Annotated in this window: 22 protein-coding genes; 15 read left to right on the forward strand and 7 right to left on the reverse strand. The window is 66.5% G+C overall.

Annotated features, from left to right (window positions below; genetic code table 11):
• Nucleotides 1-367: 367 nt before the first annotated feature.
• Entirely contained in the window at nucleotides 368-1,456 is a 1,089-nt protein-coding gene (locus ACQR1B_RS21815) for a COX15/CtaA family protein (protein ID WP_434833832.1), read from the reverse strand.
• Nucleotides 1,457-1,558: 102 nt separating this feature from the next.
• Here ACQR1B_RS21815 and ACQR1B_RS21820 point away from each other — a divergent pair, with 102 nt between their 5' ends.
• Nucleotides 1,559-1,780, forward strand: a complete 222-nt coding sequence (locus tag ACQR1B_RS21820; RefSeq protein WP_315711497.1) for a DUF2842 domain-containing protein — start codon at nucleotides 1,559-1,561, stop codon at nucleotides 1,778-1,780.
• Here the strand turns inward: ACQR1B_RS21820 and ACQR1B_RS21825 are convergent, their stop codons facing one another.
• Entirely contained in the window at nucleotides 1,781-2,842 is a 1,062-nt protein-coding gene (locus ACQR1B_RS21825) for a polysaccharide deacetylase family protein (RefSeq protein WP_434833831.1), read from the reverse strand. It lies immediately after the preceding gene.
• A 299-nt stretch (nucleotides 2,843-3,141) separates the two neighbouring features.
• Between ACQR1B_RS21825 and ACQR1B_RS21830 the strand changes: the two genes are divergently transcribed.
• Complete coding sequence (locus ACQR1B_RS21830) at nucleotides 3,142-4,374, forward strand: GNAT family N-acetyltransferase (RefSeq protein WP_434833830.1); 1,233 nt, start codon at nucleotides 3,142-3,144, stop codon at nucleotides 4,372-4,374.
• Here ACQR1B_RS21830 and ACQR1B_RS21835 read toward each other — a convergent pair.
• Nucleotides 4,371-6,659 carry a GumC family protein gene (locus ACQR1B_RS21835; RefSeq protein ID WP_434833829.1) on the reverse strand — a complete coding sequence of 763 codons (2,289 nt, stop codon included), beginning with the start codon at nucleotides 6,657-6,659 and terminating at the stop codon, nucleotides 4,371-4,373. The genes ACQR1B_RS21830 and ACQR1B_RS21835 overlap by 4 nt on opposite strands.
• 394 nt (nucleotides 6,660-7,053) lie before the next feature.
• Here ACQR1B_RS21835 and ACQR1B_RS21840 point away from each other — a divergent pair, with 394 nt between their 5' ends.
• The 3 genes from ACQR1B_RS21840 (at nucleotide 7,054) to ACQR1B_RS21850 (ending at nucleotide 11,187) form a co-directional block, all read left to right on the forward strand.
• Nucleotides 7,054-8,145 (forward strand): glycosyltransferase family 4 protein, encoded by a 1,092-nt coding sequence (locus ACQR1B_RS21840; protein ID WP_434833828.1) that lies wholly within the window; start codon nucleotides 7,054-7,056, stop codon nucleotides 8,143-8,145.
• A gap of 153 nt (nucleotides 8,146-8,298) precedes the next feature.
• Nucleotides 8,299-9,828: an undecaprenyl-phosphate glucose phosphotransferase gene (locus tag ACQR1B_RS21845; RefSeq protein ID WP_434833827.1), complete on the forward strand. Its 1,530-nt coding sequence runs from the start codon at nucleotides 8,299-8,301 to the stop codon at nucleotides 9,826-9,828.
• 87 nt (nucleotides 9,829-9,915) lie between these two features.
• Nucleotides 9,916-11,187, forward strand: coding sequence for an O-antigen ligase family protein (locus ACQR1B_RS21850; protein ID WP_434833826.1), 1,272 nt, complete (start codon nucleotides 9,916-9,918; stop codon nucleotides 11,185-11,187).
• Here ACQR1B_RS21850 and ACQR1B_RS21855 read toward each other — a convergent pair.
• Both ACQR1B_RS21855 and ACQR1B_RS21860 read right to left on the reverse strand, forming a co-directional pair.
• Nucleotides 11,184-12,362: a saccharopine dehydrogenase family protein gene (locus ACQR1B_RS21855; RefSeq protein WP_434833825.1), complete on the reverse strand. Its 1,179-nt coding sequence runs from the start codon at nucleotides 12,360-12,362 to the stop codon at nucleotides 11,184-11,186. The two genes, ACQR1B_RS21850 and ACQR1B_RS21855, sit on opposite strands and share 4 nt — an antisense overlap.
• 127 nt (nucleotides 12,363-12,489) lie before the next feature.
• Nucleotides 12,490-13,275: a DUF169 domain-containing protein gene (locus ACQR1B_RS21860; RefSeq protein ID WP_434833824.1), complete on the reverse strand. Its 786-nt coding sequence runs from the start codon at nucleotides 13,273-13,275 to the stop codon at nucleotides 12,490-12,492.
• Nucleotides 13,276-13,461: 186 nt separating this feature from the next.
• On the opposite strand from ACQR1B_RS21860, the gene ACQR1B_RS21865 reads away from it, so the two are divergent.
• Nucleotides 13,462-15,306 (forward strand): tetratricopeptide repeat protein, encoded by a 1,845-nt coding sequence (locus tag ACQR1B_RS21865; RefSeq protein ID WP_434833823.1) that lies wholly within the window; start codon nucleotides 13,462-13,464, stop codon nucleotides 15,304-15,306.
• Here ACQR1B_RS21865 and ACQR1B_RS21870 read toward each other — a convergent pair.
• A complete protein-coding gene (locus ACQR1B_RS21870) occupies nucleotides 15,303-16,091 on the reverse strand; it encodes a YdcF family protein (protein ID WP_434833822.1) in 789 nt (262 codons plus the stop codon). The genes ACQR1B_RS21865 and ACQR1B_RS21870 overlap by 4 nt on opposite strands.
• A gap of 130 nt (nucleotides 16,092-16,221) precedes the next feature.
• Between ACQR1B_RS21870 and ACQR1B_RS21875 the strand changes: the two genes are divergently transcribed.
• The 3 genes from ACQR1B_RS21875 (at nucleotide 16,222) to ACQR1B_RS21885 (ending at nucleotide 18,932) form a co-directional block, all read left to right on the forward strand.
• A complete protein-coding gene (locus tag ACQR1B_RS21875; RefSeq protein ID WP_434833821.1) occupies nucleotides 16,222-17,163 on the forward strand; it encodes an acetamidase/formamidase family protein in 942 nt (313 codons plus the stop codon).
• Nucleotides 17,164-18,179: 1,016 nt separating this feature from the next.
• Nucleotides 18,180-18,377 (forward strand): hypothetical protein, encoded by a 198-nt coding sequence (locus ACQR1B_RS21880; RefSeq protein WP_006614936.1) that lies wholly within the window; start codon nucleotides 18,180-18,182, stop codon nucleotides 18,375-18,377.
• A gap of 78 nt (nucleotides 18,378-18,455) precedes the next feature.
• Complete coding sequence (locus tag ACQR1B_RS21885) at nucleotides 18,456-18,932, forward strand: GcrA family cell cycle regulator (RefSeq protein WP_434833820.1); 477 nt, start codon at nucleotides 18,456-18,458, stop codon at nucleotides 18,930-18,932.
• Between the two features lie 255 nt (nucleotides 18,933-19,187).
• On the opposite strand, the gene ACQR1B_RS21890 is transcribed toward ACQR1B_RS21885, so the two are convergent.
• Nucleotides 19,188-20,156, reverse strand: a complete 969-nt coding sequence (locus ACQR1B_RS21890) for an SDR family NAD(P)-dependent oxidoreductase (RefSeq protein WP_434833819.1) — start codon at nucleotides 20,154-20,156, stop codon at nucleotides 19,188-19,190.
• Between the two features lie 226 nt (nucleotides 20,157-20,382).
• On the opposite strand from ACQR1B_RS21890, the gene ACQR1B_RS21895 reads away from it, so the two are divergent.
• The 6 genes from ACQR1B_RS21895 to ACQR1B_RS21920 all read left to right on the forward strand — a co-directional run bounded on the left by ACQR1B_RS21895 (nucleotide 20,383) and on the right by ACQR1B_RS21920 (nucleotide 26,827).
• The gene (locus ACQR1B_RS21895; RefSeq protein WP_434833818.1) at nucleotides 20,383-20,538 is read left to right on the forward strand and encodes a hypothetical protein; all 156 of its coding nucleotides are present in this window, start codon (nucleotides 20,383-20,385) and stop codon (nucleotides 20,536-20,538) included.
• A 415-nt stretch (nucleotides 20,539-20,953) separates the two neighbouring features.
• Complete coding sequence (locus ACQR1B_RS21900; RefSeq protein ID WP_434833817.1) at nucleotides 20,954-22,063, forward strand: BMP family ABC transporter substrate-binding protein; 1,110 nt, start codon at nucleotides 20,954-20,956, stop codon at nucleotides 22,061-22,063.
• Nucleotides 22,060-23,169, forward strand: a complete 1,110-nt coding sequence (locus tag ACQR1B_RS21905) for an ABC transporter permease (RefSeq protein WP_434833816.1) — start codon at nucleotides 22,060-22,062, stop codon at nucleotides 23,167-23,169. The genes ACQR1B_RS21900 and ACQR1B_RS21905 overlap by 4 nt, the downstream gene beginning before the upstream one ends.
• 3 nt (nucleotides 23,170-23,172) lie before the next feature.
• The gene (locus ACQR1B_RS21910; protein ID WP_434833815.1) at nucleotides 23,173-24,099 is read left to right on the forward strand and encodes an ABC transporter permease; all 927 of its coding nucleotides are present in this window, start codon (nucleotides 23,173-23,175) and stop codon (nucleotides 24,097-24,099) included.
• Between the two features lie 518 nt (nucleotides 24,100-24,617).
• On the forward strand, nucleotides 24,618-25,301 hold the full coding sequence (biuH, locus tag ACQR1B_RS21915; RefSeq protein ID WP_434833814.1) for a biuret amidohydrolase: 684 nt from the start codon (nucleotides 24,618-24,620) through the stop codon (nucleotides 25,299-25,301).
• A gap of 50 nt (nucleotides 25,302-25,351) precedes the next feature.
• Complete coding sequence (locus ACQR1B_RS21920) at nucleotides 25,352-26,827, forward strand: ABC transporter ATP-binding protein (protein ID WP_434833842.1); 1,476 nt, start codon at nucleotides 25,352-25,354, stop codon at nucleotides 26,825-26,827.
• Nucleotides 26,828-26,910: the final 83 nt, after the last annotated feature.

The raw sequence follows: 26,910 nt of genomic DNA on the forward strand, positions 1-26,910 counted from the left end.
GTCCGGTTCGATGAGCGGGGAAGGGAAACGGGGCGTTGCCGCATCGCCCAAGCCACCGCGCCCTTCCTCGACTCTACCGTTAAAACCATCGCGCGGGGAAGGCCGGGTGTTTTCGGCCGTACCTGTGGTGACCGCCGCGTGCGTTTTTCTTTGCACGCGGGCCATGGGTGCCGGCCAGGCATCCGGCCTTCCCTGCGCCCTCGCGTTTTCGAGGGTGAAACGACCGGCATGACTCGGCGTGATCGGCGCGCGAGGATGAGAACTGATGTTTCCACGTCATTGCGAGCGAAGCGAAGCAATCCAGAGTCGCGTGCGTGACTCTGGATTGCTTCGTCGCTTCGCTCCTCGCAATGACGGACGAGAGACCCTACCCCGCCCGTCCTGCAGCGACCGCCGCGTGCGGCACGGCCACCGCCGCGACACGCCGCGGCGACAGGCGTTCGGCCTGCAGTACGGCGAAGGTCAGCACGATGAGGGCCGTGCCCTGATGCAAGAGCGCCAGCGCGATCGGCACCACCAGGAGCAAGGTCGCGATGCCGAGCACGGCCTGCACCAGGATCGCCGCCAGCAGCCGGTGGGCACCGCGCACCACTGCCCGTCCACCGCCCGCGCGCATCACATCGAAGGCGTGCCACGCCGCCAGCGCGAACAGCCCGTAGGCGGTCATGCGGTGCATGAACTGGACGGTCAGATCGTTCTCGAACAGATTGAGCCACCACGGCGAATGGACCCACAGATTGGCCGCCTTCGGGATCAGGCCGCCATCGATCTCGGGCCAGGTGTTGTAGACGAGCCCGGCGCGCAGGCCCGCGACCAGCGCGCCGAGATAAAGCTGCACGAAGGTGACGCCGACCAGCACCCAGGCCGTCAGCCGCAACCGCGCCGGCACTGGCGCCTCCTCGCGCGGCGACAACCGCCGCACGGTCCAGACGATGGCGGCGAAGATCAGAAGCGCCAGCGCGAGATGCGTCGCCAGCCGGACCGGCGCCACCTCGGTGCGCTCGGTGAGGCCGGAGGCCACCATCCACCAGCCGACCGCGCCCTGCAGCGCGCCGAGGCCGAAGATCAGCCACAGCCTGCGGCCGAGCGGACCGGACACGGCGCCGCGCCACAGAAACCACAGGAACGGCACGAGATAGACCATGCCGATGACGCGGCCGAGCAGCCGGTGGCTCCACTCCCACCAGAAGATGGTCTTGAACTCGTGCAGGGTCATGCCGGCATTCATCTGCCGGTATTGCGGAATGGTCTTGTAGGCCGCGAAGGCGTCGGACCACGCCTGCTCCGACAGCGGCGGCAGGGTGCCGGTGACCGGCTTCCATTCGACGATCGACAGCCCGGATTCGGTCAGCCGCGTGGCGCCGCCGACCAGCACCATCAGCGCGATCAGGCCGGCCACGACGAGCAGCCAGATGCGGATCGCGGCGAGATCCGTGGTGCGGGGAACCGTGGTCATGGACGTTGAACGCTCGATTGAACCGGGGCTGACAGGCCCTTATAATCCGGGCGAAATCACGCGCAAGCCGCGCCGCCTTCAAGGGAAGCTGACAATCCCGTCATGACCATCCGCACCCGCAAACTGATCGGCGCCGTCGCGCTGCTGCTGCTCGCCTTCGCCTGGTCGATGATGGGCATGGTGATGGCGCAATTCCCGCTCATCGCCAATTCCGGCTGGCTGCAGGCGGTGTATTACGTCGTCGTCGGCATGGGCTGGGTGCTGCCGGCGATGCCGATCGTGAGCTGGATGCTGCGTCCCGATCCGGAGCGGCAGCAAGGCTGATCAGCCGAGGTCGAGCTTCGGCTGCGGCGCGGATTTTTCCCGCGGCAGGGTCACGCCGGCCATCAGCACCTTCAAGGCGCGCAGCGAGCGCGAGCGGCCATCCCAGGCGATGCGCGGCAGCATGTGCAGATGGGTCCGGCCCTCGCTCTGCACCACGCCGCCGATGGCGGAAGCCGCACTGACGAAGCCGGCCTGCTCCGCGAGCACGGCATCACTGCGGCGGAAGGACTGGGGGTCGCCGAACGGATAGGCCATGTGCCGGACCGGGCGGCGCAGCGCCGTCTCCAGCACCGCCTTGCCCATCGCGATCTCGCGTTGGGCATCGGCGTCCCGGAGATGGGCCAGCATCGGATAGTGCACCGTCGCGCTGCCGATCGTGACGTTCGGATCGGCGGCGAGCCGGCCGATGTCGGTCCAGTCCATCGACGCCTCGCGCGTCAACGCGGCCAGGTCGACCGAATGGCGCGAGCAGAGGTCGCGGATCGCGAGCGACAGCTCGCCCGGCGGCAGCTTGCGCAGCCATTGCCAGAGATAGGCAAACAGCTCGTATTTTTCCGCCGGCTTGAACACCGTGAAGCGCTGCTCGCGATGATCGATCACCAGGCTGATCCGCGCCTCGCGCGCGATCACCGCCTCCAGCGCCAGCCACCAGGCCTCGCCAAGCGCATCGGGGAATGCTGTGGGCACGTAGACGGTGAACGGCACGCCATGGCGGGCCAGCACGGGATAGGCGTGTGTGATGAGGTCCTTCGAGGCGCCGTCGAAGGTCAGGCAGGCGAAACGGCGGCTCTGGGCCAGCCGGACGGACCGGTCGCAGGCCTCGTCGAGCGAGACGATGTCATAGTCCCAGCGCTTCAGCGCGCGGATCACCTTGTCGAGGAAGGCGGGCGGAATCTCGGCCTGCTTGAGCGGCTGGAACGGGCCCTTGCGGCGCGGCCGCACCCGCTCGAAGCGCAGGATGACGCCGGCGCCAGCGGTGGCGCGCGAGGCCGTGAGCGTGCGGCCGCTGAAGAAGGCGAGTTCGAGCCGGGCGCTCCGCAGCCACCTGTTGTCCGCCGACAAATCCCGCGTCCCTTCCGAAAGATTCCACTTGAAACGAAGCCGTCCGCACCCACCTGATGGGGGCCGACCATGGCGCGATCGCGTCACCGTCGCCGCCACGTGACGTTAGGATCATTGCGCCTTAAGATCGCGTGGCCGGAGCTGATTTGAACAGGCCTTTCTTCATTGATTTCCCGATTTGGGACGATGTCATTGCCATTACCTTTTGTTGAGACTTCTTTGCGAGGGTCGGCCGACTCCAAGCAACAAAATTCCAAGTCAGTCCCCAAGTCAGCCCCCAAGACAACGCAGGTTGCGCGATGACCATGGCCGCCGCGATCGAGAGCCGGACGGCGCAGGCGCCCGCGCAGCGGCTGACGTCGGACATCGCGCGCGTCGACGTCATCTCCGACCTCGCCGCAGCCGAACCGCTTTGGCGCACCCTCGAGGCCCCCGGCCACGTCTCGACGCCCTATCAGCGCTTCGACCTGCTCGGCGCCTGGCAGCGCGAGATCGGCCCACGCGAGCAAGCGACGGCGTTCGTCGTCGTTGGACGTGACGCCGAGCAGCGCCCGCTGCTGCTGCTGCCGCTGACCTTGCGTCACGCCTTCGGCGTTCGCATCGCGACCTTCATGGGCGGCAAACATACGACCTTCAACATGCCGCTGATGGATAGCGGCTTCGCCGCGCGGGCAAGCGCGGGCGATCTCGACGCTCTCCTGGCCGGTCTGCGCCACCATGGCGGAGTCGACGTTCTCGCCTTCACGCAGCAGCCGCAGCGCTGGCGCGACGTGGCCAATCCGCTGGCGCAATGGCCGCACCAGCCCTCGGTGAACGACTGCCCGGTGCTGTCGATGCCGGCGGGTGCGGCACCGACCGCGCTGCTGTCGAATTCGTTCCGCAAGCGGCTGAAGAGCAAGGAAAAGAAGCTGCAGGCGCTGCCTGGCTATCGCTATGCCGTAGCCCAGAGCGACGCCGAGATCACCGAGCTGCTGGACTGGTTCTTCCGCACCAAGCCGATCCGCATGGCCGAGCAGAAGCTGCCGAACGTGTTCGCCGAGCCCGGCGTCGAACATTTCGTGCGGCAAGCCTGCATGGCGAAGCTCGCCTGCGGTCGTCGCGCGGTCGAGATCCACGCGCTGCGGTGCGAGGCCGAGATCATCGCGCTGTTCGCCGGCGTCGCCGACGGCACGCGCTTCTCGATGATGTTCAACACCTACACGCTGTCGGAAAGTGCGCGCTGGAGCCCCGGGTTGATCCTGATGCGCGCGATCATCGACCACTATGCGCAAGAGGACTTTCGCGCGCTCGACCTCGGCATCGGCTCGGACGACTACAAGCGGATGTTCTGCAAGGACGACGAGCCGATCTTCGACAGTTTCGTGCCGCTCACTGCGCGTGGCCGCGTCGCGGCGACGACGATGGCTGCGCTCGGGCGGGCCAAGCATGCCGTCAAGCACAGCCCTGCTCTGTTTCGCCTGGCGCAGCGGGTCCGCAGCGCGCTGCAGCCGCGCGCAGGCGCGGCCCGAGACGAGAGCAAGGCGGGCGACTAGGCGGCCACGCCGCGCGGTCCCGGCTGATTGCGGTTGGCGCCTCCCACCGGCGCCTTCAGCATGTCGACCGCGGCGAAGCCGACGTCGCGCAGTTGCTCGCTCATCTGCTTGCGCGCGTCGGCCGGCATGGCGGGATCGGGCACCACGACCGCGCGCGCGCCTGCGGTAAGCAGTTCGGCCGGCAGGTCTGAGGCGTTGCCGGCGTCGAGCAGCACGTGGTCGTAGACCCGCAGCAGCGCGTCGATGGCAAGCGCGAGCCGCGGCGATTGCATCTGGTTGCGGTCGGCGCCGGGCCGGCCGGCGTTGACGAGATGCAGCCGCGAGGCCTGGTCCTTGGTGATGATGGACGCGAACGACGCCTCGCCCAGCATCAGTTCGATCAGGCCCGCCGCGGCCGGATCCACCGAGACGCCGGCGAGCATTTGCGGGCTGCCGGCGAGGTCGACCAGCACGACCCGGGCCTGCGCAGCCATGGCGCGTGCGACCGACAGCGCCGTCGCGGTGACGGCGACGCCGCCCGCGGTGCCGAGCACGGTGACCTTGCGGGCGCCCTCGCCTGCGGCGAGCAGCCCGGCTGCGAGCTGATCGAGTTCGTCCGGCGGCGGCGCAGGCTTCCCCGGCTCCGGCGCCGGCGAGGAAACCGGGGCGGCAACGGGCGCCGGGACCGGAGGGACGATTTGGACAGTCGCAGGCGACGATGTCGCGAGGGGAGCGACGACGGCCGACTTGGGGGCGACCGAGGCCACGGGCGCAGCCATCACCGGCTCGACCCGCGCCGGCGGTGCCGCATCGACCACGACCGACGCCGGACTCGCCGCGCGCGGCGCGGTGAGGCGCAGCAGTTCGCCGGTGATCACAACGCCGGAGGTCAACATCAAGGTGGCCAGCGTGGCGATCAGCACGATCGGCAGCTTCTTCGGGTACGCTGGCGTGTTCGACACCACCGCCCGCGAAATGATCCGCCCTTCCGCCGGCGGCGTGTCGAGGGTCTGGCGGGTGTTGGCCTCGCGGTATTTGGCGAGATACGATTCCAGGAGGTCGCGCTGTGATTTGGCGTCCCGCTCCAGCGCCCGCAGCTGAACGTCCTGGCCGTTGGTGGAGGTCGCCTGCTTCTTGGCCTGATCGAGGCTCTGGCTCAGCATCTGCACCCGCCCCTCGGCGATCCGCGCATCGCTGTCCAGCGAGCGCGAGATCTTGCCGGCCTCGTCGCGGATCTGGCGATCGAGATCGGCCAGTTGCGCCTTCAGTTCCTTGATGCGCGGGTGGTTGTCGAGCAAGGTCGACGACTGTTCCGCGAGTTGCGCGCGCAGATTCACGCGCTGCTCCGACAGCCGCCGCATCAGCTCGGAATTGACCACCTCGGACGCCTCGATCGGCTGACCGCTCTGCAGCATCTCGCGGATCAGGCGCGCCTTGGTCTCGGCATCCGATTTCAGGGCGCGCGCATTGTTGAGCTGGGTGTTGACCTCGCCCATCTGCTGGTTGGACAGCGAGGTGTTGTTGGTGCCCATGAACGAATTCGACTTGGCACGGAACTCCTCGACGCTGGCTTCCGCTTCCTCGACCTTCTTGCGCAGGCCCTGAATCTCGCCGGCCAGCCATTGGCTGGCGGACTTCGCCTGCGCCTGGCGGGCATTCTGCTGCACGACCAGATAGCCGTCGGCGATGGAGTTGGCGACCTCGGCGGCGAGCGCCGGATCCTGCGACTGGAACTCGACGACGAGGACGCGGGATTTGTCCACGGCATAGACGGTCAAACGCTCATAATAGGCGTCCATGACACGCTCGTCCGGCGTCATGGCGAGCGGATCCCTGACCAGCCCGAACATCGCCGCGATCGACTTCAGCGGCGACACGCCGCGCAGGACGGAATCGAATTCCGGCAGACCGCCGAGCTTGTTCTTCTTGATGATATCCCGGGCCAGATCGCGCGACAGCACCAGTTGCACCTGGCTCGTCACAGCCTCCGGGTCGAGTGCGGTTCGCTCTTCACTACGTTCGCTGCTCGGACGCAGGAATACGTTCTCTCGCCCGTCGATCAGGATACGCGCCTCGGACTTGTAGCGCGGCGTGATCATGTTGACTGCAGTGATCGCCAGGGCCAATGCGAGCAGCGTCGGCAGCAGGATGAACCCACGCTTGCGCGCCAAGGCCCGGCCGACCAGCCGGATGTCGAGATCGCCGGACGGAACGGGCTCTGCCGATGACGACACACTCGCCCCGGCCCGGGCCGAGGCTTTGTCAGTCCGCACCTTCTTGCCGGCACGCCAGAACGCCAACCGCATCATCCGCTCCCGCGAGACCTACGCCACGCCGCTACCATACGTGGTACGATTACACTCCATTAAGGTTGCTGCCGGGTTAATCGAACGCCTGCAGCCGGCGCGATCATCATCATCACCACCCCTTCCTACTTAGGATGGATCCGCGCCAGATCTCCACAATGTTGCAACGAGCCGGTTTCAAGTGACGATCAGTGAAGCTTTGTTAACCATCAACGATCTATGCAGACGAGACCCACCAGGGATTTTGCGACGAGAGGCGCCCGTGCTTCCTCTATCTGCCAGCCGTCAGATCAGTTCGCGCAGCGGCGGCTGGCCAAAGCACGTGCAAGCCGACGATACGGACGCGCGCGACCCGGCGCCGTCTCAGGACAGGCCTCTGAAAATCCTTCACGCGGTGAGAGCTCCGGTCGGCGGCATCTTTCGCCACATTCTCGACCTCGCCAACGGCCAGGTCGATCGCGGGCACGATGTCGGCATCATCGCGGACAGCCTGACCGGCGGCGAACGTGCGGACGCGGCCCTGGCGCAGATTGCTCCCCGATTGACGCTCGGGGTTCATCGCGTCGCCATCCATCGCGAGCCGTGGCCGAGCGACGTCATGGCGCTGAGCCAATTCTACCGCATCACCCGGCGCCTCGATCCCGACGTTCTGCACGGCCACGGCGCCAAGGCGGGCGCATTCGTCCGCCTGCTCCCGCACCATGCCGGCACGATCCGCATCTACACGCCCCATGGCGGCTCCCTGCACTATCCGCGCAACACGCTGAAGGGCGCGCTCTACGGACGCCTCGAGCGTGCGCTGATGAACCGGACCGATCTCTTCCTGTTCGAGAGCGTCTTCGCCCGCGACACCTATGAGCGCATGATCGGTCACCCCCAGGGGCTGGTGCATTGCGTGTTCAACGGCGTGGCCGCGGGCGAATTCGATCCCGTCACGCCGGCCGCGGATCAGACGGACCTCGCTTATGTCGGTGAGTTCCGGCACATCAAGGGCACCGACCTCCTGGTCGATGCCGTCGCGCAGCTGCGAGCCGACGGCCGGCCGCTGACGCTCACCTTGGGCGGTGATGGTGAAGAGATGCCGCGCCTGAAAGCGCAGGTCGAGCGGCTTGGTCTGGCGTCGTCGGTCCGTTTCATCGGACACGTCAAGGCCCGAGACGGTTTCTCCAAGGGCCGCCTGCTCGTCGTTCCCTCGCGCGGCGACTCCATGCCCTATGTCGTGATCGAAGCCGGTGCAGCCGGTGTTCCTATGATCGCCGCCAGGATCGGCGGCATTCCGGAGATCTTCGGCCCGCACAGCGAAGCGCTGTTCGCACCGAGCAACGTAGACGCACTCGCAAGTGCGATCGCGGCCGCGCTCGACGAACCCGCCGTCGCACAGCTTCGTGCCAAGGCGTTGCGCGAGCGGATCTTCCAGCACTTCTCGCAAAAAGCGATGGTCGAGGGCGTGCTCGACAGCTACCGCGAAGCGTTTACCAAGACCTGACGTCATTTACCATCGCTAACCGTTTCTTCCGATTTACCATTTAATCCCGCCGGTGGGGAATTTCCCCCGGCGCTATCAGCGCTTACATGATCATGAATACTAACAAACATAATCCGGGCTTGTACGACTGTGGAACCGATCAACGCTCGCTCGATGTTGGACGCTGCTGCGGCCTCGGCCGCGTCGGTCGCCGTAGGCGGCCAGCCGGCCGTTGAACGGCGTCGGCGCCTGTCGCCGGCGGCCCTCGCCGTCGCCAATCAGAAGGTTCACCGCGCCTATTCGCCGATCGTCCTCGCCGGCATCGTTCGCATTGCGGATTTCGTGCTGCTGAGCCTGGTCGGCGGCGTCGTCTATTTCGGCTACGTCGTTCCGCTCAGCGGCTTCCACTGGGAGTATCTCGCCGCCATCGTCGGCCTGGCGGTAAGCGCCGTGGTCTGCTTTCAGGCCGCCGACATCTATCAGATCCAGGTCTTCCGCGCCCAGGTGCGGCAGATGACGCGGATGATCTCCTCCTACTGCTTCGTGTTCCTGCTGTTCATCGGCCTCTCCTTCTTCGCCAAGATCGGCAGCGAGGTCTCGCGGCTGTGGCTTGCGGCGTTCTTCTTCGTCGGGCTCGGCGCACTGATCGCGAGCCGCGTGGTGTTGCGCAACCTGATCCGCAGCTGGGCCAGACAAGGCCGCCTCGATCGCCGCACGATCATCGTCGGCGCCGATCAGAGCGGCGAGGATCTGGTGCGTGCGCTGAAGGCACAGGACGATTCCGAGATCGAAATCCTCGGCGTGTTCGACGATCGCAACGACACCCGCGCGCTCGAAACCTGCGCGGGCGTGCCGAAACTCGGCAAGGTCGACGACATCATCGAGTTCGCCCGCCGCACCCGCGTCGACCTGGTGCTGTTCGCCTTGCCGATCTCGGCGGAGACCCGCATCCTCGACATGCTGAAGAAGCTGTGGGTGCTGCCGGTCGACATTCGACTCTCGGCTCATACCAACAAGCTCCGCTTCCGGCCCCGCTCCTATTCCTATATCGGCGCGGTCCCCACGCTCGACATGTTCGAGGCGCCGATCACCGACTGGGATCTGGTGATGAAACTGCTGTTCGACCGGCTGGCCGGCGGCCTGATCCTGCTGCTCGCGCTGCCGGTGATGGCGCTGGTCGCGCTCGCGATCAAGCTCGACAGCCCGGGCCCGGTGCTGTTCCGGCAGAAGCGGTTCGGCTTCAACAACGAGCGCATCGACGTTTTCAAGTTCCGCTCGCTCTATCATCATCAGGCCGATCCGACCGCGTCCAAGGTCGTGACCAAGAACGATCCGCGCGTCACCCGCGTCGGCCGCTTCATCCGCAAGACCAGCCTCGACGAGCTGCCGCAGCTGTTCAACGTCGTGTTCAAGGGCAACCTGTCGCTGGTCGGCCCGCGACCGCACGCCGTCCAGGGCAAGCTGCAGAACCGGATGTTCGACGAGGCCGTGGACGGCTACTTCGCCCGCCACCGCGTCAAGCCGGGCATCACCGGATGGGCGCAGATCAACGGCTGGCGCGGCGAGATCGACAATGAGGAAAAGATCCAGAAGCGCGTCGAGTTCGACCTCTATTACATCGAGAACTGGTCCGTCCTGTTCGACCTCTACATCCTGCTCAGGACTCCGCTTGCGCTGATGACCAAGAGCGAGAACGCCTATTGATGTCGGGGATCCGGAGCGGGCGCCAGCCCGCTTCGCATATGTGTCAGGCCGGTCCCGCCACGCGTTGCGTATGAGTATGAGTTCGTGATGGCTAGCACGGCGATCGCCGGTGAGTTCGCATCGAGGCCGATCGCCCCTCCGGGCGTCGTTGCCCTGCAGCGCGCGCTGGTCTGGCTGGTCGGTGCCTCCGGCGCCATCGTCTTCATCGAACCGAGCCCTTACGAGCTCGCGACGCTTGCTTCCGCGGCGGTGTTCGTCGCGACCGGGATGCGGCTGCGGATCGTCTTCCTGCCGCTTCTCCTGCTGCTGTTCCTGATCAATCTCGGCTACACGATCAGCGCCGTGCCGCTGCTCGACGATTCCAAGATCGCGAGCTGGATCGCCACCTCCTGGTACATGGCCGTCACGGCGATGCTCCTGGCGATGCTGACCGCTGACGACATCGCAGCGCGGCTCGACATGCTCAGGCGCGGCCTGGTGATGGGCGGCGCCATTGCCGGGCTCGCAGGTGTCGCCGGCTATTTCCATCTGGTGCCCGGCGGGTACGATCTCCTCACCTTGTACGGCCGCGCGCGCGGCACCTTCAAGGACCCGAACGTGCTCGGCGCATTCCTGATCCTGCCGGCGCTGCTCGCGCTGCAGAACGTCGTCACCGCCCGCCTCGCCGCGACACTGCGCGCCGGCTTCGCGCTCGGCGTGATGGCGCTCGCCATCCTGCTCGCGTTCTCGCGCGCGGCCTGGGGCGGATTGGTCATCACTGCCGCCTTCATGCTGGCGCTGATGGTGCTGACCAGCACGTCGCCGCGAGAACGCTCCCGCATCATCGTCATGACACTCGCCGCGGCCGCAGCCGGCATCGTCCTGATCGGCGTTCTGCTCTCGATCGACTCGATCGCCGACATGTTCAAGCAGCGGGCGAGCTTCGACCAGAGCTATGACGAGGGCCGCTTCGGCCGCTTCGGCCGCCACATCCTCGGCGCCGACATGGCGCTCGATCTGCCGTTCGGGATCGGGCCGCTGCAATTCCACAACTACTTCCCCGAGGACACGCACAACTCCTATCTGAACGCCTTCATGTCCGGCGGCTGGCTGTCCGGCATCTGCTATCCCGCGCTCGTCTTCACCACCGTCATTCTCGGCTTCCGCTATCTGTTCGCGCGCGTGCCGTGGCAGCGCACCTACATCGCAATCTTCTCCGCCTTCCTCGGCACCGTCGGCGAAAGCTTCATCATCGACACCGACCACTGGCGGCACTTCTTCCTGATGCTCGGCACGATGTGGGGCATGATCGCCGCCACCCGCGCCCATCAGGCCGGGGCGGGCCGAGGTCTCACGACCGGCCCGCGCACCACAGCCTAAGCGTCCGCCGTGAACGTCAGTCCGGCGTTGTCGACCAGCCGCTTGATCAGCCTGTCGCCCAGCGCCGCCCCCGGCGTCCAGAATCCGCCCTTCACCGCGGTGCCGTCCCGCAGCAGGCCGACGGCGCATTCGCTGATCATCTTCGACGTCGAGCCGTAGCCCGGATCGCGGTCGCCCTTGACGGTGGCGCGGACCTGGCGTCCGTCGGGCGCGATCGCGACGAACAAGAGATTGTAGTAGCCGTTCTCGCGCTCGTCCTTCGATGGGCCCTCGCCGGGCTTCGGCGCGTTCGGCCCGGTCTTCTCGGCATTGGCCGCCATCACCTTCTTGGCGTTGACCTCGCCCTGCTCGCCCTGTCCGGTCAGCACCATCTCATCGTAGACGAAGTCCTGGCCGTACGGAAAACCCATCAGCATGTTGGAACGGTGGACGTTGCGTGTATTGATGAGCGCCATCATGAACGGCGCTGTCCAGGACTGCAGATCCTCTTCATAGACCGCCTTGTTGCCGGTCGGCTGCTTCGGACCCTTGAAGCCCGGCGTCAGCGCGAAGTGATCCTTGAGGGTCGCAACGAGGCTGAGATCCTTGGCCACGGCGTCGAACGTCGCCTTGGCGCTGGCCGCGGTGCCGCCCGACAAGGTCCCGCTCATGCCGCGGACGCGGCCCTTCACGCGTGCGGCCGGCGCGCCGAGCACCTTTCTGGCCTGCTGCTGCACGAAGTAGACGCCGAGCTCGAACGGCACCGAGTCGAAGCCGCAGGAAAACACGATACGGGCGCCGCTCGCCTCGGCGGTCGCCTGATGCTTGTCGATCATCTGACGCATCCACACCGGCTCGCCGCACAGATCGACGTAGTCGGTGCCGGTTTCGGCGCAGGCGGCGACGAGTTCATTGCCATAGAGCTGATAGGGACCGACGGTGGTCAGCACCAGCCTGGTCTGCGTCACCATCGCCTGCAGCGACGCGGGATCGGAAGCATCCGCCGCGATCAGCGGCGTGTCGGCGGGCGCGCCGATCGCATCGCGCACGGACGCGAGCTTGTCGAGGCTGCGGCCGGCCATCGCCCAGCGCAGCGATGTATCGCCGCGATAGTGCGTGGTCAGATATTCGGCGACGAGCTGACCGGTGAAGCCGGTGGCGCCGTAGACGATGATGTCGAATTTAGGCGTGGTCATTCTTATTTCCTAGATCTGCTGCAAATCAGTTCCTCCGTCATTGCGAGGAGCGCTTGCGACGAAGCAATCCAGACTGTCTCTGCAGAAAGACTCTGGATTGCTTCGCTGCGCTCGCAATGACGATCACCTATTTCTTCCCATACGACACGCTCATGCCGGCGCGGACGTCGTTCTGGATGCCGTAGGGCGCGATCGGATAGCGCAGGCCGTTCTTGGCGAGCTGTTTCATGCCGGCGATCGCCTTGGCAAGATCGGCGGGCGTCAGCGCCATCAACATTTCTTCATCCGGCACGCCGCCATAGCGACGCTCGGCGAAGCACGGCAGCGACAGGCTTGGTTCGCCGGTCTTCAGCGCGCGGCCCCAGGAATCGGCGCACGCCGTCTCGCCGACGACGCCCCATTCGAACTTCTTGTAGCCGACATATTGCAGCCCGTTGATCAGGATGATCATCTGCCCCGGCGTCGCATAGACGAGGCAGATGTCCGGCGGATCGAGCCGGCCGCTCGACAGCGGGCTGACCGCCATCGCCTGGTAGCGGCCGAACGGCACGACGTCGAGCGCCTCCTGCCGCTTGCGCGCGTCCTCAGGCGTGCCGTGCCAGACGCCGACATAGTTCCGGCCCTCGAGCCAGGTCTCGTCCTGCGGCCCGAGCCCGATCACGGCGCGGCATTGTGCGCCGACGAGGTCGTCACCGGTGATGCCGACGGTCCAGCCGAGCCGTGCCGCCATGCTGACGATCTGGTCGTTGGTGTGCACCGCGTTGGGCCGGCGGATCTTCTCCACCGCTTCCATCTCCTCGACGCGGGCGAACATCTTGATGCCGATCACGGTCGTCTTCAGCCGCAGCAGGTTGTTGAGATCAGCCACCATGGCGGCGAGATCCAGCCGATCGGGCGGCTCCAGCTGTTGCATGTGACGGTTGCTCCCTGGTGCGTCGTGGCAGGACACGATCCGTTCGTTGCATTCCGGGCGCTTGTTAGACGCTCGACCGGGCCGAGGCCAGTATTTCTGCGCCCCGCGCTCGCACGCCGTACCATGATCCTTCTCGATGTCCCTAGAATCACTTATCAATTTCTGATCCTCGGACGGGACCCAGCGATGAGCCGCAGCGGCCGGAAGGACAGCGCAAGAGGCGCGAAGGCCGGCCCGGGCAGCGCGCCGGCTCTGTCGCCGGCCGCCCTCCATGAGGCCGGATTGCTCCATCTCGGTGCCGGACGTCTGCTCGATGCGCAGATGTGCTGCGAGCAGGCGCTGGCAGCCGACCCGAGCCACGCCGACAGCCTCGCGCTGATGGGCATCGTCGCGCTGCGGTCCGGGCAGCACGACCACGCCGTGGCGTGGTTCTCGCGGGCCATCCGGCAGACGCCGAAGATCGACTATCTCACCAGCCTCGGCTTCACCCTGAAGCAGATGGGCCGGCCCGACGATGCGTTTGCGGTGTTCGACAAGGCGATCCAGCTCAAGCCCGACGATGCCGAATTGTGGAAGCATCTCGGCGGCGTGCTGCTGGCGCTCGACCGTAGCGCCGAGGCGCTGCTGAGCTATCAGCACGCGCTCACGATCGATCCCACGCATCGCGAGGCTGCGTTCCAGAGCGGACTGCTGCTGCATCAGCAGCAGCGCTACGAGGAGGCCGCCCAGGCCTTCACGGTGTGCCTGACACAGCAGCCGAACGACCTGCCGGCGCTGCAGATGCGCGCCCGGTGCGTCCGGGAGCTGAAGCTCTACGACGACTATCTGGCCGATTGCGAGCGCGCGCAGGCCCTGGTCCCGGCCGATCCGATGGCGTGCAGCAATCTCGGCGATGCGTTCGTCTGCCTCGGCCGCAGCGCGGAGGCGCTGCCCTGGTTCGACCAAGCGCTGAGCCTGCGGCCGGACTTCGTCGAGGTGCTTCTGAACAAGGGCTTTGCGCTGCTGCAGCTGCTGCGCTTCGAGGATGCGGCCGGCGTCTACCGGCAGATCCTCGCGATCGAGCCCGGCAACGCCAAGGCGTCCTGGCAGCTCGCCCATGTCGAGCTGCAATGCGGCGACTTCGCCGCCGGCTGGGCGCGGCGCGAAGCGCGCTGGGCCATGCCCGATTTCTCGCCGGACTATCCGCGCTTTGCCGCGCCCAAATGGCTGGGCCGCGAGGACATTGCCGGCAAGACCCTCCTCATCGAGGAGGACGAGGGTTTCGGCGACACCATCCAGTTCGCCCGCTACCTGCCGATGGTCGCTGCGCGCGGCGCCGAGGTGATCCTGGTGGTGCGCGAGGCGCTGCGGCCGCTGCTCTCGGGCATCGCAGGCGTCTCGCAATGCCTCGCCTATACGCCGGACCTGCAGCGGCCGGCCTTCGACATGCATTGTCCGGTGATGAGCCTGCCGCTCGCCTTCGCCACCACGCTCGAGACCATCCCGCCCGCGACCTACCTGCCGCCCGTCCCGGCCGACCGCATCGCGGCCTGGGAGCGGCGGCTCGGCGCGCATGACCGGCTGCGGGTCGGTCTCGTCTGGTCGGGCAATCCGCATCAGGGCAACGACCGCAACCGCTCGATGCCGCTGGCGACCCTGCTGCCGCTGCTCGACCTCGACGCTGATGTCGTCAGCCTGCAAAAAGAGCTGCGGCCGGCCGACAAGGCGCTGCTCGGGCAGCAGAGCGCAATCCGCGACCTCACGGCGGAGCTGACCGACTTCGTCGAGACCGCGGCGCTGATCTCCTGCCTCGATGTCGTGGTCACCGTGTGCACCAGCGTCGCGCATCTCGCTGCGACGCTCGGACGTCCGACCTGGATCATGCTGCCTCATCTCGCCGACTGGCGCTGGCTCAGGGATCGCGACGACAGCCCGTGGTATCCGAGCGCCCGGCTGTTCCGGCAGGATGCGAGCTGCCGCTACGAACCCGTCGTTGCGCGCGTGCGCGGCGAGCTGGCAGCGATCGCCGGCTTCAAGAGCGACGCCGGTTAGGCCGGCCCCGGAAACAGATCGTCGATGCGGCCACGCAGGCGGTAGGCCAACAGCCCAACCCATTCGCGCACGGCGATGTCGGCGCGGCGCAGGCCGAGCAGCGAGATGCCGTCGACCTCCAGGACGCGGCCGACGCGCCAGTCCACCGGATAAGGCTCGACCGCAAAGCCCGCTTTCCGGAACAGCCCGACCGAGCGCGGCATGTGATAGGCCGAGGTCACCAGCAGCCAGCGTTCGCCCGGCTTGGGCGCGACCATCGCCTTGGAGAAGATCGCGTTCTCGTAGGTATTGCGCGATTGCCGCTCCAGCAGAAGCCGCTCCCTGGGCACGCCGAGGCTGAGCAGGATGTCGGCGCCGAAATCGGCCTCCTTGGCTTCCGTCGCGATCAGATTGGCGCTGCCGCCGGTGAACAGGATGCGCGCATTCGGATAGCGCCGCGCCAGCGCCGCCGCCTGGATCACGCGGTCGGCGCCGGCCACCGTCACCGGCATGCCGTACATGACCGAGAGATCGGAATCGACCGGGCCGCCGAGCACGATGATGCCGTCCGGCGCGCCGTTCGCCGGGTCCCATTTCGGAAACCGGCTCTCCAGCGGATAGAGCATCAGGCTGCCGAGCGGCGTGAAGCCCACGATGACCAGCAGCAGCATCGCGCCCACCAGAAGCCTGCGGCCGAGCACCGCGAACCGCGTCAGCAGCAGGACGGCGCCGACGAGCCCCAGCACGAGCATGAAATTGGTCGGCAGCGCCAGCAGGCCAAGCGTCTTCGACAGCACAAAAAACATTCAGGGCTCCGGCGCGGGATGGGTGGCCACGGCCGCCCTCATACACGACAGCAGCCCCGCGTCGCCATCTCTCCGCGGCGGCCCGCGGATGCGCTATGCTAGGCCGCGAACCGGCACGAATGAGAGGACCATGACCCATCACCATCTGCACGCCAGCCCCGAGACCTGCCACTGGGGCTTCTTCGAATCCCGGCTGAAGCCGGTGCTCACGATCGACAGCGGTGACGAGGTCACGATCGACACCATCAGCGGCGGGCCGGATGTGGTGCCGGATACCAGCAAGTTCTATGTGCCGCCGGAGCTGTTCGAGGTTCATGCGAGGTCCGAGCGCATGGTCCCCGGTCACATCCTGACCGGACCGATCGCGGTCAAGGGCGCCGAAATCGGCGACGTGCTCGAGGTCGACATCCTCGACGTCCAGCTGCGCCAGGACTGGGGCTATAATTTCATCCGCCCGCTGGCGGGCACCCTGCCAGATGATTTCCACGAGAGCCGGCTGCTCAACATCCCGCTCGACAAGGCGCGGATGGTCGGCAAGATGCCGTGGGGGCTGGAGCTGCCACTGTCGCCGTTCTTCGGCGTGATGGGCGTGGCGCCGCCGCCGGCCTGGGGCCGCATCACCTCGCTGATTCCGCGCGCGATGGGCGGCAATCTCGACAACAAGGAGCTCGGCGCCGGCGCCAAGCTGTATCTGCCGGTGTTCGTGCCGGGCGCGCTGTTCTCCTGCGGCGACGGCCATGGCGTGCAGGGCGACGGCGAGGTCTGCGTCACCGCGATCGAGACCGCGCTGCAGGGCCGCTTCCGCCTCACTCTGCGCAAGGACATCAAGCTCGACTATCCGCGCGGCGAGACGGCCACGCATTACATGACGATGGCGATGGACCCCGACCTCGACCAGTGCGTGGTGCGGGCGCTGCGCGACATGATCGTGCTGCTCGGCGAGAAGCGCAATCTGTCGCGCGAGGACGCCTACACACTGTGCAGCCTCGCGGCGGACCTGCGGGTGACGCAGACCGTCAACGGCTCCAAGGGCATTCATTGCATGATCGCGAAGGCCGTCGTGCACGGGTGAATGCGTCATGGGCGGCGCTCTCTCTGTCGTCGCCCGGCTTGACCGGGCGCCCCAGTATTCCGAGGCGGTCCTGAGTCCTCGATAGGCCGCGGCGTACTGGATCCCCGCTTTCGCGGGGATGACGACCGACTTTGACGCGCCCGCGTTGCGCTTCTCGATATGTCCATCGCAAAGGAAGCTCTCGAAAGGCACGGGCTCTCATCCTCGCGCGCCGATCACGCCGAGTTCTACCGTAGCATCTCGCCCTCGACTGGTCGGAGGGCGCAGGGAAGGCCAGGCGTCGGCTGACGCCTGCGGCCCGCCTGCGAAAAAAATGCAGGCGGCAGGTACCACAGGTGCAGCCAGGAACGCCCGGCCTTCCCTGCGCGATGGTTTTCACGCTTACTGCGCGCTCTCCCCGGTGTCCGGGCTTGATAGCCACCGTCGCCCTCGGGATCATCACCCGCGGACTTGGCGCCAGCATCGGGGCGCCAGGACCACACGCCTTCACGTCCGCAAGCTGCCGTTCGTCCGCGCAGGGCGTCGCCCCACGCTGCGGCATCTCACAGCCATCGCATCCCCGCCTCGCGTGTCGTGACGATCGCGCGCAACGCCCCTTCCGAGTGAGGCGGGATGCGCCGAATAGAGCATGATTTCCGGAAAAGCGAAATAGTTATTTTCTGAATCTGCGAAATAGTTGGCCGCGCGCTCCGCCGCAATCGTACGGGACCGCCTCTCCAGTCGCCGGGCGTTGCGGAACCGCGCTGCGCCCGGGGCTTTGTGGTCCGGCTGCCGGTCGCGGCATCGGGCGGGCAGTCCCCCCGCGAATCCTCCCCGCCGGCTTTCTCCGTACCATTCCGGGGCCGGACTCGCCGAGCGCGCGGAGAGTCACCGTCGCGACCGCGCCGATTCGTCATATTTCATTAAAATTCAACATCTTAACCAGTTATCCCCAGGGCGCTGTACAACCCGGTAGATTCCTAATAGAGTCTAAAAAGTTACTTTTCTGTACCCCGGTTACGGACTAGCTTTTAGGCATGGCGACGGAAAAAGCCGAGACTGACCGCATCCCCGTAACCCTAGCCCTGGCAACCATCGGCTATCTCGAAAAGCTCGTGAAACAGGGAACCCACGGCACCAGCGTTCCGGGTGTCTGCAGAACGTTGATCGAAGAAGGCATCCGGCTCGCCATCAAGGACGGGCTGCTGTCGATTCGCGACAACGGACGGGCGTAACAGGGACATCAAGCGGACAGTTTCGGTGCAGCCGTCGGCCAGGACGATCCAGGACGGATCAAACTTGGAAGCGACACAATGCCCGCCGAACGACAGACCTTACCCACCTGGACCGAGGAACGGCTCCAGGCCCTGAAGCAGCACTTTGAGGCCGGGCTGACCTGCCGCGAGATCGCCGCCGAGCTCGGCGTCAGCCGCAACGCCGTGATCGGCAAGATCTCCCGCCTGGCGCTGACCCGCGACAATGGCGGCGACAGCCGGCGCGTGGTGCGCGCCGAGACGACGCGCGACGGTTCGCGCCGGCCCGTCCCGAAGCTGCGCCGCCGCATCCTGCGCGCGGTCCAGAACGACCCGCCGCCTGTGATCGTCGAGGAGCCCGTCGGCTCCACCGTCAACGGCTGCTCGCTGTTCGAACTCTCCAAGGAGCGCTGCCGCTGGCCGATCTCGACCCCCGGCGCCGACGATTTCTGCTTCTGCGGCTCCAAGCCGCTGGACGGCTTGCCGTATTGCCCGAGCCACACGCGCATGGCGTACCGGGTGGCGTCGTCGCGGTAGCGAGCGGATCGAGGAACTAATTAGTTAAAACGTCGCGCCGCGCGGACGGTGCACCCTCTCCCCTTGTGGGAGAGGGTGGCTTCGATGCGCAGCATCGAAGCCGGGTGAGGGGTCTCTCTCCGCACGGGCAGTGATGCTGTGGAGGCAAACCCCTCACCCGAGTGAGTATGACGCTGATGTCAGTGTAGCCCTCTCCCACAAGGGGCGAGGGCGCAATCACTGGCACCGCTTGGCACAGACGTCATTTGCCGGCCCCTACCCCATCTTCCAGCCCGCCTCCTGCGCGAAGCGCTGGAAGAAGTCCGGCTCGTAGGCCTGTTCCGGCGACTGGCGCACGCGCATGTCGAGCAGCTTGGCGTCCTCGCCGACGAGGATGCGCCATTGCTCGGCTTTCACGCCGTCGAGGATGATCTTCGCCGCCTGCGCCGCTGTCGTCGGGGCGTCTTCGAGGAAGCTGCGGGCGCGCTCGCGGGCGGCGGCCTGGATGTCGGCGTCGCTCATGGCGGCGACGTCGATGCCCATGGCCTTCATGCGCTGGCGCGCCAGGGCGATCTCGGGCTCGCTGAGCTCGTCGGACTCGGTACCGCTCTGCACTTTCCGCGAGTTCGACACGATGGACGTGCCGATATGGCCGGGCATCACCACGGAGCATTTGACGTGCGGCGCGTTGAGGCGGAGGTCGTTGATCAGCGCTTCGGTAAACCCCTTCACCGCGAACTTCGCGGCGCTATAGGCGGTGTGCGAGACACCCATGCCGACCGAGGCCCAGAAGCCGTTGACACTGGAGGTGTTGACGATGTGCGCCTCGTCGGCCTTGAGCAGCAGCGGCAGGAAGGTGCGGACGCCGAGATAGACGCCGCCCCAGCAGATGTTGAAGGTGCGCTCCCACTGCTCCCTGGAGTTGGTGAACAGGCTGCCGCCGCCGCCGATGCCGGCATTGTTGAACAGGAGATGGATCTTGTCGGTGGCCTGCTGCTCGGCAAGCTCGTCGCGGAAGCGTTGCAACTGCGCTTCGATCGAGACGTCGGCGACATGGGTGGTGACGCGCAGTCCCTGCGGCAGCGTCTCGGCCTCGCACAATCTCTTGGTCTCGGCCATCGCCTCGACGGAGACGTCGCACATCGCGACGTTGCAGCCCTCGGCGACGAGCTGGCGCGCGAGCTCGCGGCCCATGCCCGTGCCGCCCCCGGTGATCACGGCGATCCTGCCGGCGAAATCCTTCATCGGATGGTCTTCCTTCCCTGCTGCGGGACGGCCAACGCCGCCCCGGCGACTTCCTCGTTCTCTTCGCGGAACGCCTTCCAAGCTTAGGGCGTTTCGCGGGCCTGACCAGAGGGGACGTCGAGGGATTTGCGTTGCAGCGCAGGAGATGAAGATTTCAGCCTGGGGTTGAACCTTCCCAAGAGGGACCCGACTTATTCAACGGGGAGGCAGGCTCGAGGAGGTTCGCATGGCGTACCAACAGGGGCACTGGCAGGACGAAGGCTGGCGCGACACCATGGTCGAGCCGCCGGGATCGGACGACGGCGCCTATGTGACCGGCTGGACGATCAGTGGGCTCGCGGTGATCGGCACCATCGTCGCCGTCTGGCTGCTCGGGATCTGACCGGCCGCGGCAAAACCTCAGCGGCTGACAAACGGCCCGCTCATCGGCGCGCGGTCTGCGGCTCGTGGCGCTTCGCGCTGCGGCGCTCTGTACTGTGGCATCGGGCTTCTCGAACCAACGTGAAACCGGCTGGCCGTTCGGCTCGCGGGCGCGTTGGCGGTGGTCTCGTCCGGCTGAACTCGTTGCATACAATTGAAGTTGACTGATTAAATTGTAGGCTGAGACGTGCTGCGCGGTCCTTCCGCCCAAATCACAGTCACCGCCAAATCAAAAGTATTTCAGTGGCTTGACGCTCCCCCCGGCGCCTGAAGCGCTGGCACAAAGCTTGCGAACGCTCTCCCGGTCGAGGCTCCGCCGTGCCGGTGAAGCCGAGATGACAGGCCGCGGGCCCATGGCCCGCCGAGGGAGCACAGCAATGGACTTTGGCAGGATTTCACGACGGCATCTGTTGCAGGGTGGCGCGGCGCTGACGCTCGGCGCAGCCGCGGGCCTGCGGCCGGCCTTCGCAGCCGACACCACGATCGGCTTCATCTATGTCGGCTCGCGCGACGACTACGGCTACAACCAGGCGCATGCGCAGGGCGCGGCGGCGCTGAAGAAGCTGCCGGGGCTCAAGGTCATCGAAGAGGAGAAGGTGCCGGAGACCGACGCGGTCGAGAAGACGATCGAGTCGATGATCAATCTCGACGGCGCCACGCTCCTGTTCCCGACCTCGTTCGGCTACTACAACCCGCACATGATCAAGATGGCCGCGAAGTACCCGAAGCTCCGCTTCGAGCATTGCGGCGGGCTGTGGAGCGACAAGGACCCGAAGAACGCCGGCTCCTATTTCGGCTACATCGACGAGGCGCAGTACATCGCCGGCATCGTCGCGGGCTACACCAGCAAGAGCGGCAAGCTCGGCTTCGTTGCCGCCAAGCCGATCCCGCAGGTGCTGCGCAACATCAACGCCTTCACGCTCGGCGCGCAGCTCGCTAACCCCAAGGCCACCACGCAGGTGATCTTCACCGGCGACTGGTCGATGCCGGTCAAGGAAGCCGAGGCCACCAACAGCCTGATCGACCAGGGCGTCGACGTGCTGACCTGCCATGTCGACGGCCCGAAGACCATGGTCGAGAACGCGGCGCGGCGCGGCGCCTTCGTCACCGGCTATCACGTGAACCAGTCGCCGCTGGCACCCAAGGCCTATCTCACCGGCGCCGAGTGGAACTGGGAGGCGCTGTATCCGAAGTTCGTCAAGATGCTGGCTGCGGGCGAGAGCATCCCGAACTTCTATCGCGGCGGCCTCAAGGAAGAAGTGGTCAAGATCTCGGCCTATGGCGAGGCGGTGTCGGAAGCTGCGCGCAAGCATGCCGACGAGATCAAGGCCAAATTCCTCGGCGACGGCTACACCATCTTCAAGGGCCCGCTGAAGGACAACAAGGGCAACACCGTGATCACCGCCGGCACCGAGCGCGGCCAGAAGGATCCGGAGCTGGAGAAGATGGACTATCTGGTCGAGGGCGTGATCGGAGCGACGTCGTGACCACTGAGGCGGCCGATCCGGTTGATGCGGCCGCCATCGCGCCGGCCGCCGATGCAGGCTTCCTGCAGCGTTATGGCGCGAGCATTGAATACATCCTGATCCCGGGCGCGGCGCTGGTCGCCGCGCTCCTGGTGTTCGGCATCTTCGTTGCGCTGTTCGGCAAGAACCCGCTCGATCTCTATTGGTACATGTATTACGGGGCGTTCGGCACCTGGTTCTCCTGGCAGAACACGCTGACGCGCGCGGCCCCTCTGATCCTCACGGCGCTGTGCACCGCCCTGCCCGCGCAATTGGGCATGGTGATCATCGGCGGCGAAGGCGCGCTGCTGATCGGCGCGCTGTCGGCAACGTCAGCGGCGCTGGCGCTGCAGGGACTGCCGCCGCTCGTGGTGCAGGTCGCGATGGTGATCGCCGGTATGACCGGCGGCGGATTGTGGATCCTGCTGTCCGGGGCCTTGCGGCAGTATCGCGGCGTCAACGAAACCATCTCCAGCCTGCTCTTGGTCTACATCGCGCTCGCAATCCTCAACCATCTCGTCGAAGGCGCGATGCGCGATCCGGCGAGCCTCAACAAGCCGTCGACGCGCGAGATCGGCGCCGCCAACATGATCGGCACCATTCCTGGTACCGACGTGCATTGGGGCCTGGTGTTCGGGCTGATCCTGGCGGTCGCATCCTACGTGCTGATCTATCACACCACGTTCGGCTTCGCCGCGCGCGTCGCGGGCGGCAACATCCGCGCCGCCAAGATCGTCGGTCTCTCGGTCGGCAAGCTGATCCTCACCGTGTGCTTCCTCGCCGGCGCCTGCGCAGGCCTCGCCGGCATGGTCGAGGTCGCCGCCGTGCAGGGCCGCACCAACGCCAATCTCGCCGTCGGCTACGGTTTCACCGGCATCCTGGTTGCGTTCCTCGCCCGGCAGAATCCGCTGGCGATCATTCCGGTGGCGATCCTGCTCGGCGGCATCAACGCCTCCGGCGGACTCTTGCAGCGCCGGCTCGGCCTGCCCGATGCCTCGGTGCTGGTGCTGCAGGGCATCATCTTCATCTCCGTGCTGGCGAGCGACGCGCTCTACGGCCGCATCGGCTTCCTCAAGGGAAAGTCCTGAGCCATGGCTGACGGCAACATCGGACTCTGGACCGTCCCGCTCGCGGTGCTCGGCGGCGCCATCCGCGTCTCCACGCCGTTCCTGTTCGTCAGTCTCGGCGAATGCATCACCGAGCGCTCCGGCCGCATCAATCTCGGCCTCGAAGGTACGCTGGTGATGGGCGCGATGAGCGCCTATGGCATCTCCTATCTCTCGGGCTCGCCGTGGCTCGGGGTGCTCGCCGCCGGCCTCACCGGAGCGCTGCTCGGCGCATTGCACGCCGGCATCTGCTCGCTGCCGCGTGTCAACGACGTCGCGGTCGGAATTTCGCTGATGCTGTTCGGCACCGGGCTTGCCTTCTTTCTCGGCAAGCCGCTGATCGAACCCACGGCGGCGCGGCTGCCGGCGATCGATTTCGGCTGGTGGAGCGACGTGCCGCAGGTCCGCGCGGCCTTGCGCATCAACGTGCTGTTCCTGCTCGGCGTGGTGCTGGCGCCGCTGTTGCTGTGGGCGTTCAGGACGACACGCTGGGGCCTCCTGATCCGCACCGCCGGCGAGAGCGCCGACGCGGCACGCGCGATGGGCCATTCGGTGCTGATGATCCGGCTGCACGCCACCATGGCCGGCGGCTTCCTCGCCGGCATCGGCGGCTCGTTTTTGTCGCTGTTCTATCCCGGCAGCTGGAACGAGGGCCTGTCGTCCGGACAAGGCATCACCGCGGTGGCGCTCGTCATCTTCGCACGCTGGGACCCGATGCTGTGCCTGTGGGCCTCGCTCGCCTTCGGCGGCGCCGCGGCCCTTGGGCCTGCGCTGCAATCGGTCGGCATCACCTCCGGCTATCACCTGTTCAACGCCGCGCCCTACATCCTGACACTGCTGATCATGATCATCACCTGCTCGCCGAAACGCACCCTGAGCGGCGCGCCGGCCGAGCTATCCATTACACGCTGATAGGCAGTTGCTCATGACGAAAGAAGCTGGAGCGGGCACCTCCTTCGCGGCCATCCTTCGAGACGGCCGCCTTCGGCGGCCTCCTCAGGATGAGGATTTTCTACGCGGCACGATGCCAACTCCTCTCCATGAGCACGCTGCTCATGGTCAATGTGCAGCACTGGTCTCCGTGCAAAACCCTCTCCATGAACACGCCTCTCGGCGTGTTCATGGTCCGGTGTGCAGTGCCTCGGCTGTTGAACCTCTCCATGAACACGCCTCTCGGCGTGTTCATGGAGGGTGTGCAGTGCCGCCTTGGCTTTTGACCCTCATGGTGAGGAGCGCCGCGCCGAGCTGATCGTCATCAATAGCAGTCGCAATGCGCGGCGCGTCTCGAACCATGAGGCCCGAGCTGGGGCCTCGCCCTTCGAGACGCCCGCCTTTGGCGGGCTCCTCAGGGTGAGGAGAGGGAGCCCACTCCATGAGCATGCGGCTAACGCCACATACCGATTGGCCTCGAACTTCATTGGAGACCACACATGACCCAGCGCACCATCCGCTCCGAGCCCTATGCCTGGCCGTATAACGGCGATCTGCGCCCTGAGAACACCGCGCTGATCGTGATCGACATGCAGACCGATTTCTGCGGCGTCGGCGGTTACGTCGACAAGATGGGCTATGATCTGTCGCTGACGCGCGCCCCCATCGAGCCGATCAAGACGCTGCTCACGGTGATGCGCGCGCAAGACTTCCTGATCATCCACACCCGCGAGGGCCATCGCACCGATCTCTCGGATCTTCCCGCCAACAAGCGCTGGCGCTCGCAGCAGATCGGCGCGGGCATCGGCGATCCCGGCCCGTGCGGCCGCATCCTGGTGCGCGGCGAGCCCGGCTGGGACATTATCCCGGAGCTCGCGCCCCTGCCCGGCGAGATCATCATCGACAAGCCGGGAAAAGGCTCGTTCTGCGCCACCGATCTCGAGCTGATCCTGCGGCTGAAGGGCATCCAGAACATCGTGCTCACCGGCATCACCACCGATGTCTGCGTCCACACCACGATGCGCGAGGGCAACGACCGCGGCTTCGAATGCGTGCTGCTGTCGGACTGCTGCGGCGCCACCGACAAGGGCAATCACGACCACGCGCTGAAAATGATCAAGATGCAGGGCGGCGTGTTCGGCGCGGTCGCGACCTCCTCCGCGCTGATCGAGGCGCTGTCGTGATCGGCGACGATCCGACGCCATCTGGCGCATTCGGCGTCGAGGCGATCGCGATGACGATGCGCTTCGGCGCGTTCACCGCGCTCGACAATGTCGAGCTGAAGGTGAAGCCCGGCTCGTTCCACGCGCTGCTCGGCGAGAACGGCGCCGGCAAGTCGACCCTGGTCAAATGCATCATGGGCTACTACCGCCCGACCGAAGGCGACGTGCTGATCGCCGAGCGCGAGCGCGCCATCAGCAACCCCAGGGACGCCCACGCGCTCGGCCTCGGCATGGTCTATCAGCACTTCACCTTGGTGCCGGCGATGACCGTGGCCGAGAACCTGGTGCTGGCGCGCGACGACGTGCCCGCCGTGGTCAACTGGGCCAAGGAGAAGCACGAGCTGGAGGCGTTCCTGTCGCGCATGCCGTTCCGCGTGCCGCTCGATGCCAAAGTGTCCGACATCTCCGCCGGCGAGCGGCAGAAATGCGAGATCCTCAAGCAGCTCTATCTCAAGCGCCGCTTCCTGATCCTGGACGAGCCGACCTCGGTGTTGACGCCCGGCGAGGCCGACGAGGTGCTGGGCATGCTGCGCAAGATGGTCGAGGCCGGCGAGCTGACCATCCTGATGATCACGCACAAATTCCGCGAAGTGATGGCGTTTGCCGACGAGGTCACCATTCTCCGCCGCGGCAAGCTCGCGGGCCGGGGCAAGGTCAGTGAGCTCACGCCTGACGACATGGCGCGGATGATGATCGGCGCCGAGCAGCTCACGGTGCAGCCGTCCCGCACCGGCGAGGCTGGCAAAGTCAGACTCGAGGTCGACAAGCTGGTCGCGCGTGACGATGCCGGCGGCCTCGCCGTCCAGGATCTCTCGCTCACCGTGCGTGCCGGCGAGATCGTCGGCATTGCCGGTGTGTCCGGCAATGGCCAGCGCCAACTGGTCGAAGTGCTCGCCGGCCAGCGCGAGGCCGAGAGCGGCGCGGTCCGCGTCTCCGGCGCGCCCTATTCCGCGAGCCGCGAGGAGATGCGGCGGCACAAGATGTCACTGCTGCCCGAGGAGCCGTTGAAGAACGCCTGCGTCGGCGGCATGAGCGTCGCCGACAACATTGCGCTGCGCGAGTTCGACCGCGCGCCGTTTGCCCGCGGCGGCTGGTGGCTGAACAAGTCGGCGTTCCGCGCCGATGCCACCACCAAGATCGCCCGCTACAAGATCAAGACCCGGACGCCGGACACGCCGATCTCGGCGCTCTCGGGCGGCAACGTGCAGCGCGCCGTGCTGGCGCGCGAGCTCGGCCACGACGTCGAGGTGCTGATCGCCGCCAATCCCTGCTTCGGCCTCGACTTCGCGGCGGTGGCGCAGATCCATGCCGAGATCATGGCCGCCCGCAACCGCGGCGCCGCCGTGCTGCTGGTCAGCGAGGACCTCGACGAACTGCTCGAACTCTCGGACCGGCTGGTCGTGATGTTTCACGGCCAATTGGTCTACGAGACCCGCGCCAGCGATGCCGACCTGACCGAGATCGGCCGCCACATGGCGGGGCATTGAGCCGCATCGGAAAAACTACTTCAACGCGTTCGAGACAAACTGATCGCCCTGAGGTATTATTCGCGCCGGCGGCGGCCGCCCGC

The sequence above is a fragment of the Bradyrhizobium oligotrophicum genome, from assembly GCF_051168495.1.
Lineage (GTDB): Bacteria > Pseudomonadota > Alphaproteobacteria > Rhizobiales > Xanthobacteraceae > Bradyrhizobium > Bradyrhizobium oligotrophicum_A.

Excerpts from the sequence above, each read along its gene's own strand:
- ACQR1B_RS21860 (WP_434833824.1), bottom strand. The coding sequence starts at position 13,275 with ATGCAACAGCTGGAGCCGCCCGATCGGCTGGATCTCGCCGCCATGGTG.
- ACQR1B_RS21865 (WP_434833823.1), top strand. The coding sequence starts at position 13,462 with ATGAGCCGCAGCGGCCGGAAGGACAGCGCAAGAGGCGCGAAGGCCGGC.
- ACQR1B_RS21820 (WP_315711497.1), top strand. The coding sequence starts at position 1,559 with ATGACCATCCGCACCCGCAAACTGATCGGCGCCGTCGCGCTGCTGCTG.
- ACQR1B_RS21850 (WP_434833826.1), top strand. The coding sequence starts at position 9,916 with ATGGCTAGCACGGCGATCGCCGGTGAGTTCGCATCGAGGCCGATCGCC.
- ACQR1B_RS21845 (WP_434833827.1), top strand. The coding sequence starts at position 8,299 with ATGTTGGACGCTGCTGCGGCCTCGGCCGCGTCGGTCGCCGTAGGCGGC.
- ACQR1B_RS21895 (WP_434833818.1), top strand. The coding sequence starts at position 20,383 with ATGGCGTACCAACAGGGGCACTGGCAGGACGAAGGCTGGCGCGACACC.
- ACQR1B_RS21815 (WP_434833832.1), bottom strand. The coding sequence starts at position 1,456 with ATGACCACGGTTCCCCGCACCACGGATCTCGCCGCGATCCGCATCTGG.
- biuH (WP_434833814.1), top strand. The coding sequence starts at position 24,618 with ATGACCCAGCGCACCATCCGCTCCGAGCCCTATGCCTGGCCGTATAAC.
- ACQR1B_RS21910 (WP_434833815.1), top strand. The coding sequence starts at position 23,173 with ATGGCTGACGGCAACATCGGACTCTGGACCGTCCCGCTCGCGGTGCTC.
- ACQR1B_RS21920 (WP_434833842.1), top strand. The coding sequence starts at position 25,352 with ATGACGATGCGCTTCGGCGCGTTCACCGCGCTCGACAATGTCGAGCTG.
- ACQR1B_RS21875 (WP_434833821.1), top strand. The coding sequence starts at position 16,222 with ATGACCCATCACCATCTGCACGCCAGCCCCGAGACCTGCCACTGGGGC.
- ACQR1B_RS21870 (WP_434833822.1), bottom strand. The coding sequence starts at position 16,091 with ATGTTTTTTGTGCTGTCGAAGACGCTTGGCCTGCTGGCGCTGCCGACC.
- ACQR1B_RS21890 (WP_434833819.1), bottom strand. The coding sequence starts at position 20,156 with ATGAAGGATTTCGCCGGCAGGATCGCCGTGATCACCGGGGGCGGCACG.
- ACQR1B_RS21830 (WP_434833830.1), top strand. The coding sequence starts at position 3,142 with ATGACCATGGCCGCCGCGATCGAGAGCCGGACGGCGCAGGCGCCCGCG.
- ACQR1B_RS21900 (WP_434833817.1), top strand. The coding sequence starts at position 20,954 with ATGGACTTTGGCAGGATTTCACGACGGCATCTGTTGCAGGGTGGCGCG.
- ACQR1B_RS21885 (WP_434833820.1), top strand. The coding sequence starts at position 18,456 with ATGCCCGCCGAACGACAGACCTTACCCACCTGGACCGAGGAACGGCTC.
- ACQR1B_RS21835 (WP_434833829.1), bottom strand. The coding sequence starts at position 6,659 with ATGCGGTTGGCGTTCTGGCGTGCCGGCAAGAAGGTGCGGACTGACAAA.
- ACQR1B_RS21855 (WP_434833825.1), bottom strand. The coding sequence starts at position 12,362 with ATGACCACGCCTAAATTCGACATCATCGTCTACGGCGCCACCGGCTTC.
- ACQR1B_RS21880 (WP_006614936.1), top strand. The coding sequence starts at position 18,180 with ATGGCGACGGAAAAAGCCGAGACTGACCGCATCCCCGTAACCCTAGCC.